Origin of the sequence: Streptomyces sp. NPDC056347, assembly GCF_042262625.1 — a bacterium.
Lineage (GTDB): Bacteria > Actinomycetota > Actinomycetes > Streptomycetales > Streptomycetaceae > Streptomyces.
The window spans coordinates 1-11,382 of sequence record NZ_JBHJQP010000223.1 but is presented as its reverse complement, the minus strand read 5'-3'; the positions used below and the strand labels follow the sequence as shown (position 1 = coordinate 11,382).

At 71.5% G+C, this 11,382-nt stretch carries 9 protein-coding genes and 2 pseudogenes; 1 reads left to right on the top strand and 10 read right to left on the bottom strand.

What is annotated here, in order from left to right:
- The first annotated feature begins 370 nt into the window (after positions 1-370).
- Positions 371-1,429, top strand: coding sequence for an AI-2E family transporter (locus ACFCV8_RS32825; RefSeq protein ID WP_376689149.1), 1,059 nt, complete (start codon positions 371-373; stop codon positions 1,427-1,429).
- 96 nt (positions 1,430-1,525) lie between these two features.
- Here the strand turns inward: ACFCV8_RS32825 and ACFCV8_RS32820 are convergent, their stop codons facing one another.
- From ACFCV8_RS32820 to ACFCV8_RS32775, 10 genes and pseudogenes are all read right to left on the bottom strand, one after another.
- Entirely contained in the window at positions 1,526-2,356 is an 831-nt protein-coding gene (locus tag ACFCV8_RS32820; protein ID WP_376689148.1) for a DUF1295 domain-containing protein, read from the bottom strand.
- Positions 2,353-3,639: a class I SAM-dependent methyltransferase gene (locus tag ACFCV8_RS32815; RefSeq protein ID WP_376689147.1), complete on the bottom strand. Its 1,287-nt coding sequence runs from the start codon at positions 3,637-3,639 to the stop codon at positions 2,353-2,355. Before ACFCV8_RS32815 ends, ACFCV8_RS32820 begins: the two co-directional genes overlap by 4 nt.
- A pseudogene (locus tag ACFCV8_RS32810) lies at positions 3,636-4,983 on the bottom strand (class I SAM-dependent methyltransferase). Before ACFCV8_RS32810 ends, ACFCV8_RS32815 begins: the two are co-directional and overlap by 4 nt.
- Positions 4,980-5,684 carry a DUF1365 domain-containing protein gene (locus tag ACFCV8_RS32805; RefSeq protein ID WP_376689146.1) on the bottom strand — a complete coding sequence of 235 codons (705 nt, stop codon included), beginning with the start codon at positions 5,682-5,684 and terminating at the stop codon, positions 4,980-4,982. Before ACFCV8_RS32805 ends, ACFCV8_RS32810 begins: the two are co-directional and overlap by 4 nt.
- Before the next feature lie 65 nt (positions 5,685-5,749).
- Positions 5,750-6,973 carry an NAD(P)/FAD-dependent oxidoreductase gene (locus ACFCV8_RS32800; RefSeq protein WP_376689145.1) on the bottom strand — a complete coding sequence of 408 codons (1,224 nt, stop codon included), beginning with the start codon at positions 6,971-6,973 and terminating at the stop codon, positions 5,750-5,752.
- A gap of 167 nt (positions 6,974-7,140) precedes the next feature.
- The gene (locus ACFCV8_RS32795; protein WP_376689144.1) at positions 7,141-7,623 is read right to left on the bottom strand and encodes a peroxiredoxin; all 483 of its coding nucleotides are present in this window, start codon (positions 7,621-7,623) and stop codon (positions 7,141-7,143) included.
- A 64-nt stretch (positions 7,624-7,687) separates the two neighbouring features.
- Positions 7,688-8,437, bottom strand: a complete 750-nt coding sequence (locus tag ACFCV8_RS32790; RefSeq protein ID WP_376689143.1) for an anti-sigma factor — start codon at positions 8,435-8,437, stop codon at positions 7,688-7,690.
- A complete protein-coding gene (sigK, locus tag ACFCV8_RS32785) occupies positions 8,434-9,027 on the bottom strand; it encodes an ECF RNA polymerase sigma factor SigK (protein WP_376689142.1) in 594 nt (197 codons plus the stop codon). The genes ACFCV8_RS32790 and sigK overlap by 4 nt, the downstream gene beginning before the upstream one ends.
- Before the next feature lie 1,018 nt (positions 9,028-10,045).
- Positions 10,046-11,029, bottom strand: a complete 984-nt coding sequence (locus ACFCV8_RS32780) for a GNAT family N-acetyltransferase (RefSeq protein ID WP_376689141.1) — start codon at positions 11,027-11,029, stop codon at positions 10,046-10,048.
- Positions 11,030-11,110: 81 nt separating this feature from the next.
- A pseudogene (locus ACFCV8_RS32775) lies at positions 11,111-11,320 on the bottom strand (IS256 family transposase); the annotation flags it as partial.
- Positions 11,321-11,382 lie beyond the last annotated feature (62 nt).

Below are 11,382 nucleotides of genomic sequence, written 5' to 3'. Positions count from 1 at the left end.
ACGACCCAACATCCCAGGACGAAACACAATCCACGGGATGAAACACCGGGAGAAAACGACCTCTGAGAGCCCGGTGGCCTTCGATGCACCGTCAGTCACGTGTATGGATCCTTCTGCTGCGGAACCGGTCACCCCCTGCCCTGCTCCGCCTGCGGGGTGACGTCCCGTGCATGTCGCCGCGCGCCGCCGGACCGGCCGGCCCCCTTTCTGGTACCTGCGGGGAATGCCCAGGCCATCACGCCCCCGGCCCGACGACACGGGTCCCGCCGCCCCGTCCGAAGGGCGTCGCCGCCGGATCCGTGCCGCGTCGCGTCAGATGCTGTCGCGCGGCACGGGCCCGACGGGCCCCCGGAGCGGACGGGCCCGGGAGATGCGGGCAGGGCCGCGCCACGAGCTCCGGGTGAATTCCGCGCTGCGGACCGCCGCCGCGTACGCCTGGCGGATCCTCGTCGTGGGAGCGGCCGTCTACGCGGCGTTCGCGGTGCTGGGGCGGTTCCACGAAATCGCGGCGGCCGTCTTCCTCGGCCTGGTCGTCACCGCGGTCCTGGAGCCGGTCGCGAACCTGCTGGCCCGCCGGATGCCGCGCCCGCTGGCCGTCGCCGTGGCCCTGATCGGCAGCATCGTCCTCGTCCTCGGCGTCCTGAGCCTGGTCGGCGAGGCGGTCGCCGGAGAGCAGGGCAGGCTGGAGAAGGAGTTCAGTGACGGGCTCAGCAGGATCGAGCAGTGGCTGGAGAGGCCGCCGTTCCAACTCGCCCGGGGAACGCTCGACCATCTCCAGTCCCGGATCGGACAGTTCCTGTCCGGCCATCGCTCCACCGTGTTCAGCACCGCCGTCAGCGGTCTGGGGCGGCTGGTGGAGGTGGTGACGGTGATGGTCCTCGCCGTGTTCTGCTCGGTCTTCTTCATCCACTCGGGCGACCGGCAGTGGCAGTGGTTCTGCGCCCAGCTCCCGGAAACGGCCCGGGACAGGGTGTCGACCGCGGGACGGGCCGCCTGGCAGACCTTCACCGGGTACACGCACGGCATCATCGTCGTGGCGGCGACCAACGCCGTACTCGTGGGACTGGCCCTGTTCGCCCTCGGGGTGCCCCTGGCACTCCCCCTGGCCCTGCTGGAGTTCTTCGCCGCCTTCGTCCCCCTGATCGGCTCACCGATCGCACTCGCCGTCGCCGCCGTGGTCGCACTGGCCGCGAAGGGCCCCGTCGTGGCGGCGGTCGTCATCGCGCTCATCGTCATCGTCGGCCAGATCGAAGGCCACCTCCTGCACCCCCTCGTCATGAGCTGGGCCGTCCAGCTGCACCCGGTCGTGGTAGCGCTCTCGGTGATCGGCGGCGCCATCGCGGCCGGCGTCCTGGGCGCGGTGGTGGCCGTCCCACTCGTCTCCGTCGCCTGGTCGGTCCGGCAAGCCCTCCGCCAGGCAGGAGCGTAGACGAAGGGATGCGTCCGAACCGCACTCCGGAGAACCGCAAGGGCGTGTCGTCGCAGGTGAGCCCGGTGTCCGTCCCGCTGTCGAAGGCGTGCTGGCTCACTTGGTGCCCGTCGGTCTGGCAGCGTCGGGCCTCTTCGGGGGCAACGGCAGGAAGCCGCTGGTGCGAGTGGCGTAATCGGCGTAGCCGGGGCGGTGGGACATGTGCTTCTCCAGAAGGCGTTTGCCGCTGCCGACGGTCAGCAGCAGAGTCATCAGGACCGGGGAGAGCAGGACGGCGAGGGCCGGCTGCCAGGCGGTGCAGGCGAGCAGGTACAGGCCCCACCAGACGAGGCTGTCCCCGAAGTAGTTGGGGTGCCGGGTCCAGGCCCACAGGCCCCGGTCCATGATCCGTCCCCGGTTGGCGGGGTCCTTCTTGAAACGCGCCAGTTGGTGGTCGCCGACGGCCTCGAAGCCGAGCCCGAGGGCCCAGACCGCGATCCCGCAGAAGGCCGGCAGGTCCAGGGGCCGGGTGCTGTAGGAGGCGGCCTGGACCGGGAGGGAGATGATCCAGACGAGCGCGGCCTGGGCGAGGTAGACGGTGCGCAGCGCGTAGCGGGTCCGGTTGCCGGGGGCCTTGTCCAGGAGGGCGGTGTAGCGCGGGTCCTCGCCATGGCCGCGGGAGCGCCGTGCGATGTGCGCGGAGAGCCGCAGCCCCCAGACGGTGGTGGCTGCGGCGACGAGCAGGCGCCGGCCGTCGTCGCCGTGTCCGTCGGAGAGGAGCCAGGTGACGACGGCGACGGCGCTGAAGGCGAGGCCCCAGGCGATGTCGACGAGGCGGTGCAGGCCGCGGCGGACGGCGACGGCGAAGGTGGCGAGGAGCACTGCCCCCGCCGTGGCCGCGCAGGCGGCGAGGTTGACGGCGAGGGCGCCCCAGTCGGTGCCGGTCATGCCGGGCTCTGGGCGGTGTACCAGGTGGCGGGGGTCGTCGGCATGGCGGAGGCCCCCTCACGGGTGGGGCGCACGGCGAGGATCTGGTCGACGCCCATGCGGCGTTCGGTGAAGGCGAGCGAGGCTCCGGCCAGATAGAGGCGCCACACCCGGCCGATGATCTCCCCGACAAGTGCCCGGATCTCGTCCCACCGGTCCTCGAGGGTGGCGCGCCAGGCGTCGATGGTGGCCGTGTAGTGCTCCCGGAGGGATTCGGTCGAGCGCACCTCCAGGCCGGCGGTCTCCAGCAGGTCCACGGTCCGGCCGACGGGACGCATGTGCATGTCGGGGGCGATGTACGTCTCGATGAAGGCCCCTCCGCCGGGTGCATGGGCGCCGCGGGACATCTGCTGGATCAGCAGCCGGCCTTCGGGGCGCAGCGCGTCGTGCAGCTTCGTGGCGAAGGCGGGGTACTCGGCGTCGCCGACGTGCTCGCCCATCTCGACGGCGGCGGCCGCGTCATAGCCGCCGCCGTCGACGTGCCGCCAGTGCCGCAGCCGGACGTCCACCAGGTCGGCGACCCCCTCGCGTGCGGCCCGCTCGGTGACGAATTCGTGCTGGGCCCGGGAGAGGGTGACGGCGGTGACGCGGGCCTCGTGCTCCCGGGCCGCGTGAACGGTGAGGGAGCCCCAGCCGCAGCCGACGTCGAGCAGCCGGTCCCCGGCGCGCAGCCCGAGTTTGCGGCAGATCAGTTCGAGTTTGTCCCGCTGGGCGTCGGCGAGCGTGTACGCGGGACCGGCGGGCCGGGTCCAGTAGGCGCAGGAGTACGCCATCGACTCGTCCAGCAGCAGCGCGTAGAAGTCGTTGGACAGGTCGTAGTGATGGCTGATCGCCGCCCCGTCCCGGGAGGCACTGTGCAGGCCGCCGGTGAGGCGGGCCCGCCCGTGGGGACGGGGCGGGGGCGGACCGGCGGCGCCGAGGCGTACGGCGAGCGCGGCTGCCGCCGCCACGTCCATGGGCCGGAGGCGGGCGGCGGGCCGGGCACGGACGGTCCAGCCGGCCCGTGACAGGGCGTCGGCGAGGTCACCGTCGACGTCGAGGTCGCCGGTGACGTATGCCTCGGCGAGGCCGAGTTCACCCGGCTGCCAGAGCACGCGGCGCAGGGCGGCGGGTGAGCGGAGTGTGACGAGGGGGGCATGGGCGGGTCCGGTCTGGCTGCCGTCCCAGGCGCGGACCCGTACAGGGAGGGGGCCGGGGAGGAAGTGGCCGAGGAGCTGGGCGAGTAGGTCGGCGGCGGGCTTCATCGGTGGGTCCCTTCGGTGAGGAGCAGCTGGCGCACGTCGAGGTAGCCGGAGCGGAATCCGGCTTCCGAGTAGGCGAGGTAGAACTCCCACATGCGCTGGAAGACGGTGTCGAAGCCAAGGGCCGTGACGGTGGGCCGGGCGGCGGTGAACTTTTCCCGCCACAGGCGGAGGGTCTCCGCGTAGTGCTCGCCGTAGCCGTGGTCGGCGGCGGTCGTCAGCCCGGCGGCGGCGGAGTGCCGGGCGATGGCCCGACGGGAGGGGATCAGACCGCCGGGGAAGATGTACTTGCTGATCCAGGTGTGGGTGGCGGCGGTGTGCAGCATCTGCCGGTGGCCCATGGTGATGGACTGCAGGGCGATCCTGCCGCCGGGGGCCAGGGCGCGGCGCAGCGCGGTGAAGTAGGACGGCCAGAACTCGGCGCCGACCGCCTCGATCATCTCGACGCTGATCACGGCGTCGTGGCGGCCCTGGATGTCGCGGTAGTCGCGCAGCTGGACGTCCACCCGGTCGGACAGACCGGCTGCGGCGATGCGCGCGCGGGCGAGGCCGGCCTGTTCGGCGGAGAGGGTCAGGGTGGTGACGTGGGCGCCGCGGGCGGCGGCTCGCAGGGCGAGTTCCCCCCCAGCCCGTACCGATCTCCAGCAGCCGGGTGCCGTCGCCGACCCGGGCGAGGTCCAGGAGTCGGTCGATCTTGCGGTGCTGGGCGTCGGCGAGGGAGGAGAAGTCGGCGGGTAAGCCGGTGAAGACCGCGGAGGAGTAGGAGAGGGTGGGGTCGAGGAAGGCGGAGAACAGGTCGTTCGACAGGTCGTAGTGGTGCTGGATGTTGTCGCGGGCCCCGGCGCGGGTGTTGCGGTCCGCGGCCGGGCGGGCGGACACCCACAGGCCGCGCAGCCACCGCAGGGCGGCGGGGACCAGTTCGTCGACGTGGCGTGCGAGGACGGTCAGCACGCCTGCCAGGTCGTCGCTGTCCCATTCACCGGCCATATAAGACTCGCCGAAGCCGATCAGGCCGTGGTGGCCGATGCGCCGGTGGAAGGCGTCCGGGTCGTGGAGGGTCAGCCGCGGGCCGGGGGTTTTGGCGGCGGACGCCGTGAGACCGAGGCGGTCCAGGGCGCGGCCGACCAGGTGTCCGGCCAGGGCGGTCCGGGCGGTTCCGGCCGCCGGCAGCAGGGCCAGGTCCGGCCAGCGCTCCGTGTCCACCTCGGTACGGCGTGCGAAGGGCGCGGTGGGGCCGGTGGTGTGAGGGGGGTGGGTCCGCTGCGGGGAATCGGTTTGCGGAGGGATCCCGGCGGGGCGGCCGGACGGCCGGGTGCGGCCGCGGGACGTGGGGGCGGGCTGGGTCACGACGGCGTGCCTTCCTGCGGGGCGGTCCGGGGACGGGGATGCACGGGCAGGCCGCGCAGCAGCAGGTGGATGCCGTGGCGGCGGATACCGGCCCAGACGGCGGCGGTCGACCAGGGGCTGCGGGCGACGGCGGACAGCAGGGCGGGGACGGTGGCGGGGCGTCGGCGGCCCCGGACGACGGCGGTGAACGCCCGGCCGTCCTCGTTCTCGAGGTGGACGGCGAGCCGCAGCCGGTCGCCGGGCAGCGGAAGTCGCATCCGGTAGCGGCCCTCGACGGCGAAGAACGGCGAGACGTAGAACGTCTTGTCGGTCTCCGCCTCACCGGTGCCGTCGGTGCGCAGCAGGTAGCAGTGGTGCTGCCCGTAGGTGTTGTGGACCTCGGCCACGACGCAGACGGGGGCGCCGGAGCGGTCGTGGCACCAGTACACGGTGAGCGGGTTGAAGACGAAGCCGAGCACCCGGGCGTGCGCCAGCATCGTGACACGCCCGCCGTCCAGGTCGATGCCGCGGGCGGCGAGGTAGGCGTCGAGTCCGGCGCGGATGGAATCCGTGCCGCCGCCGAAGTGGTCGCGGGCGTCGAACCGGGCGAGCGGGCGCACCGGCCGGGGCAGCACCGGCAACCGGTCCAGGTCCACGCACCACAGGTAGGTGCGGTGCCGGAAGGAGTGGCGCAGCGGGGTGGTGCGGGCATGCGCGATCACGCATGCGTAGAGCGCCGTGGGGGACGCCGATGTCGCCGCAGGTGCGGCGGGTTGCGCGGCCCCGGTCACCAGCGCACCCCCAGGGACCGGGCGGCCCGAACGCCGGAGCGGCAGCCGTCCTCGTGGAACCCCCAGCCGTGCCAGGCCCCGGCGTAGGCGGTCACCCCGTCGACCAGGCGCGGCAGCCGTTTCTGCGCGGCGACGGAGGCGGCCGTGTACACCGGGTGCTCGTAGACCATCCGCTCCACCACGCGGTCAGCGGCGATGCCGTCCTCGCCGCCCAGGGTGACGACGTAGTCGGCGCCCTCGGGCAGGTGCTGGAGCCGCCGCATGTCGTAGCTGACGCGGACGGGCTCCGCCGAGGGGTCGCAGCTCGTCATCCGGTAGTTCCAGGAGGCGCGGGCGCGGGGCGAGCGCGGCAGGACCCGGGTGTCGGTGTGCAGCACGGTGGGGTTGCGCGAGTACGTGATCGAGCCCAGAAGCAGCTGTTCCTCCTCGGTCGGGTCCGCGAGCATGCGCAGCGCCTGGTCGGGGTGGGTGGCGATGACCACGGCGTCGAAGGCGTCGGTGGTGCCGTCCCCGGTGGTGATCAGCGCGCCTCTGCCGGTGCGCCGGACGGTGCCGACCGGGCTTGAGGTGCGGATGCGCTGGATGCGCTTCGCGGCGGCGGTGACGTACGCGGCGGAGCCTCCGGTGACGGTCCTCCACCGCGGGGAGCCCGTGACGGACAGCAGGCCGTGGTGGTGCAGGAAGGTGAACAGGTGGGCGGCCGGGTAGGAGAGGGCCGTCTTCGCGGGGCAGGACCATACGGCGGCGACCAGCGGCAGGGCGAAGTGGCTGACGAAGTAGGGGGAGAATCCGCCCTTGCGCAGGAAGTCCCCGAAAGTGACGCCGCAGTGGGCTCCGCGGGCGAGGAGGCGGCGGGCGCCGCGGTGGAAGACCGGTACCTCCGCCAGCAGCCGTAGATGGCGGGCGTGCCGGGCGGCCCGGGAGGCGAACAGGGCGGCCGGGCCGCGAGCCCCCGCGTACTCCAGATCGCAGCCGTCGCAGCGGACCGACATGCTCATCTCGGCGTCCTGCGTGCCGATGTCCAGTTCGCGGAAGAGCCGGAGCAGAGTGGGGTAGGTGCGCTCGTTGTGGACGATGAACCCCGAGTCCACGGCGACCGTGCCCCCTCCGGGTTCCGGCAGTTCGCGGGTGTGGGCGTGACCGCCGAGCCGGTCGTCCGCCTCGTACAGAGTGACCTCGTACGAGGACGCCAGGATGTAGGCGGCGGTCAGTCCCGCCACTCCGCCTCCCACGACGGCCGCTTTCCGCTCTTCCGTCACAACCGCTCCCACCGTTCCGGTACGCCGCCAGGCTGCTGCGTCTCGCTCGTGATTCGCAGCGGCCCGGCGGCCGGATTGGAGGAGATTCGTGACGGTGCGACGGCTCGTCGCAGGAGTCGTACGTGCGTTCAGGCGGGGAGCTCGGCGAGTTGTGCGGTCAGGGTGGTGGCGGGCGGGTAGGTGGCGCCCAGCGCCGTGACGCGTTTCCAGTGCAGGCGGCCGGTTGCGGTGATGATGAAGACGGCCCGGCGCAGCCCGATGAGGGGCGCCGTGATCCCGAAGGCTTTCGCCACCGTGCGTCCCTGGTCGGACAGCAGGGGCATGCGCAGGCTCCGGTTCCGGGCGAACCGCTCGTGGCTGTCGAGTCCCTGGGGGCTGATGCCCCACACGGTGGCCCCGGTGGACTGGAGGTCGGCCAGGCCGTCGGAGTAGGAGCACAGCTGTGCGGTGCACACCGGGGTGTCGTCACCGGGGTAGAAGGCGAGGACCAGGGGCTTTCCGCGTTGTTCGCGCAGGGTGTACTCGCGCCGCTGGAAGGTTTCGCCGTCCAGGTGTCCGCCGGGCAGGCGGAAGTCACCGATGGTGTCCCCGATCTTCGGGGTGTGGGACATGGGGGATCTCGATTCGGTATGTCGGTGCCGGCACGTCGCCGACGGTTGCGGTGGTATGCCCTGATCAGGCCGGCAAGGCCATCAGGAGCAGAGGATCGGTGGTGGGCCGGGGGGAGCCTCCGACGGGTTCGAGGGTGAGGCCCACGGCACCGGCGTCGGCGGGGTTGCCGCTGAGGACGACGGTGCCGTCGTGGTCGATGAGTCCGGCGGGGCGCATGGTGCCGTCATGGTCGAGCCACAGCTGGTAGGTTCTGCCCGCTCCGGGTGCGGGGAGGCCGGCGACGGTGAAGACGGCTCTGTTCTGCCGGTCGGAGGAGACCACGGTGGTCAGGGCTCCGTTGGCCGCCTTGGCGTGGACGGTGCGGGCATCGGGGGCGGCCAGGACGGCGCTGACCGTGTCGAGTTGCTGCTGGGCCCGTCGGGCCTGCTGCTTGAGGCCCTGCCCGTTCTGCGCCTGCCATACGGCAACGCCACCGAGTGCGGCGGCGACGACGCTGGCGGCCAGGGCCAGGGGTACGGCCCGGCGGCGCAGCATGTCACCGAGCGCGGGCACGGCCGCGGGGGCGGGCACGCGCGGGGGCAGTTGACGCACCCCGTCGATGGCTTCCATGACCTGCGCCTTGGCCGCCGCGGGCGGCGGCTGGGAGACGGCCGCGGCCAGGCGGGCCGCGGTGGCCTCGAACTCGGCCGCTTCCTGCCTGCATGCCTCGCAGGCTTGGAGATGGGCGTCGAAGGCTCGCCGTTCGCCGTCGTCGAGGGCTCCGAGGGCGTAGGCGGCGGCGAGGGTGTGGGCGTCGGTGGCGTGGTGTTTCATGTGGTCACCCCCATGCAGTCGCGGAGCCGGATGAGCCCGTCGCGCATGCGTGTCTTGATGGTGGGAAGAGGAGCGCGCAGGGCTTCGGCGACTTCACGGTAGGTCAGCCCCCGGTAATAGGCCAAGGTCACCGCTTGGTGCTGCAGTTCGGTCAGACCCTGTAGGCAGCGGCGGACCTGCTCCGATTCCAGTCGGGTCTCGACCTGCTCGGCGACCTCGTCGAAGGCGGTGGTGTGCTCGCGGGCGGCCTGGGCGTGCTCACGGTCGGTGGCGGCCTGGGCGGAGCGGACCCGGTCCACCGCACGCCGGTGGGCGATGGTGGCGGCCCAGGTCGTCACGGAGCCGGCGTCGGGACGGTAACGGGCGGCCTGCCTCCACAGGTCGATCATGACCTCCTGGGCGACCTCCTCGGACTGCGCCCGGTCGCGTACGACTTTGACCACGATCCCGGACACCATGGGCGCGAGGGCGTCGTAGAGGGTGGAGAACGCCTGTTTGTCTCCGTGGGCGACCTTCTGCATGACGTCGTCGAGGTCGTGGCGGACAGGGTCGCAGGAGCGGCCGGTGCTGAAGGGGACGGGTCGGTTCACCTCTGGGGCTCCGGCTGTGGGGAGAAGGCGAATAGGCGGCCTGATGCGGCCGTCTGGGGGCGGGGCGTCCATCGCATGCCGGTCCTTGTGTTGTCGCTGATGCGGGGCCGGACCGCCCCCGGGGATGGTCCGGCCTTGGGCAACATGTGCCGTGTCGCTTGTTCTTCGTAGCCGACCAGCCTGCGGATGGGATGCTTCTTCGCCACCCGCACCGGCCGCTGCCCTCGCCGAGCCGGCATGGATACACCTGCTCCGACTTGCGCGAACCGTCGGCGTCGCCGGCGGTGTCCCGGTCGGTACTCTCCTCGTACGCCCGCTTCCTCTTCCCCGCGCCCGGTGGCCCGCCCGTCCCTACCGAAAGCCGGCCGCATCCCGTCACGGGATGGACGCCGTCACGTCGTCGCGCCCGTGCTCTGTCATTCCGTGCGGCAGAATCCCGCTGATGAACGAGCCGACGTACCCGTGCGCGCGGCGAAGACCGGAAGGCCGATACGTTCCAGCGGCCGGTTGCGTACCTCGCCGCCGCGCCGGCCGACCGCGATCGGTTCCGGGAAGAGCCCCGCCAGTGGTGGGCCGCCGCGGTCAGTACCGGCGAGGCTTACGGGCTGCGCTTGGCCGAGAACATCAGCTCCAGCAGCGCGGCGTTGTCCACCGCGAAACGCACATGGGCGCGCGCCGCGGCGTCGAGGCGTTGAGCGAACGCCACCTCGCCCCCTCCTGAGAAGCGGCGACGGCATCGGCCAGTCACTCGAAACCGGACTGCGCCAGGGCGTCCAGCAAGTCCTGCTTCGCCTTGAAGCGGCGGCTGCGTGCGTGTGGGGCTGACCCCGATGGCACGGGCCGGTTCCCACAAGGACAGCTGGTCGGCGCCCTTGTCGCGCAGCGTCTGTTCCGCCTGGGCGAGCGCCGGGGAGCAATCGTCGGCATCTCCTCCACCAGTGGGCTGATGCCTGGGGCCTTCCCCGTCGAGGCATTGTCACATTCTGTGGACCGACTGGACAGTCCCATGACCGGTCGATCAAGCGAGCGGCTTGCGGTAGCGGACATACTCGTTCTGTCTCCGGAACCCCACGCTCTCGTAAAGATCGTAGGATCGGTGCAAATTTGCCGTGCCCGTGTACAACCTGGCAGTCGTTGCACCCTGCTCGCGAAGGCTTCGCAGCCCGTCCAGCAGCAGGATCCGGCCGATTCCGAGGCGTCGCTGGTCCGTTCGGACACTCAGCTCTTCGACCTCGCCCACAGTGTGGTCGTGGCCGCGGATGGAGCAGAGGGCCACGCCGAGCATGTCCTGCCCGTTCCAGGCAGCCCTCCAGCATGCCGGGTTGGCGGTGTCGACAAAGTCCTGGAAGGACCATTTCTGAGTGAAACCGGCGTCCGCATACGAATCGACGACCGTCCTCCAGGCCGCGCGGTAGTGGCTGGTCCCGATCGGCCCCGTCCGTATCCCGGCAGGGAGTTCGCTGCCCGGCTCGGGCAACTGCCGCAGATCGCCCAGCTCCAGCTCGACCAGACTGAAGACACGTCGGTAGCCGGCTGCGAGCAGAAGCGCCGTGGCGTCCTGCTCGGAGAGCATGGCGTTGGCACCGATCACTGCAGTCCGCGCCGTGCCATGTTCTTCGACGAGCCGGCGGATCCGCTCTTCGGCCCAGCGCAGCATGGCTGATCCGATGCCCTGGTCGCGATGCTCGGGCAAGAGGTAACCGCGGTGCAGGTACAGCCACGTATCGTCCCGCTCCTGCCACCACCGGATCGTCGAGTAGCCGACGACGCTCCCGTCGCGCACCACCAGAACCTGGTTCTTGGACGGCTCGTCCAGCTTGGCAGAGGCTTCGGCGATATCGGCGGCTGTCGGGAGCCCTTCCACAACTGAACGGGCGTCGACCCTGTCCCGTTCGACACATTCCAGCCGCACCGCGGCCATGGGGCCGTGGTCCTCGTCGCCCCAATACGGCCGGAACCCGAAGCCGGCTGGGAGGTCCTGTCCTGGCGTGTCATCCGACATGATCGGATGATCTCGAACTTTGAGGCAGGTCCACCACCCTGTTCGTGATTCATGCTGCGGTCGTCTGCGACCGTTCCACGAGTCCACGAGGTAGCCGCGTTCGAAGTGGGCTCCGGCTCGGACGAGGGCGACGAGGTGGGGCGCGTTCACGGCTCGCCAGCGGGTCTGGGCGGGCTCCACGAACTTGAACACCATTGCAAGTGCGGCCGCTCGTGAGCCGGCCCCTTTGGTGACCTCGGTCCGCAGCCGGACGGTCGCAAAGGTCGACTCGATCGGGTTGGTCGTCCTCAGAGGTCGTTTTCTCCCGGTGTTTCATCCCGTGGATTGTGTTTCGTCCTGGGATGTTGGGTCGC

What these genes read in the sequence shown, in the direction of transcription:
- ACFCV8_RS32825 (WP_376689149.1), top strand. Translation starts at nt 371, where the DNA reads ATGCGGGCAGGGCCGCGCCACGAGCTCCGGGTGAATTCCGCGCTGCGG.
- ACFCV8_RS32820 (WP_376689148.1), bottom strand. Translation starts at nt 2,356, where the DNA reads ATGACCGGCACCGACTGGGGCGCCCTCGCCGTCAACCTCGCCGCCTGC.
- ACFCV8_RS32815 (WP_376689147.1), bottom strand. Translation starts at nt 3,639, where the DNA reads ATGAAGCCCGCCGCCGACCTACTCGCCCAGCTCCTCGGCCACTTCCTC.
- ACFCV8_RS32795 (WP_376689144.1), bottom strand. Translation starts at nt 7,623, where the DNA reads ATGTCCCACACCCCGAAGATCGGGGACACCATCGGTGACTTCCGCCTG.
- ACFCV8_RS32790 (WP_376689143.1), bottom strand. Translation starts at nt 8,437, where the DNA reads ATGAAACACCACGCCACCGACGCCCACACCCTCGCCGCCGCCTACGCC.
- ACFCV8_RS32780 (WP_376689141.1), bottom strand. Translation starts at nt 11,029, where the DNA reads ATGTCGGATGACACGCCAGGACAGGACCTCCCAGCCGGCTTCGGGTTC.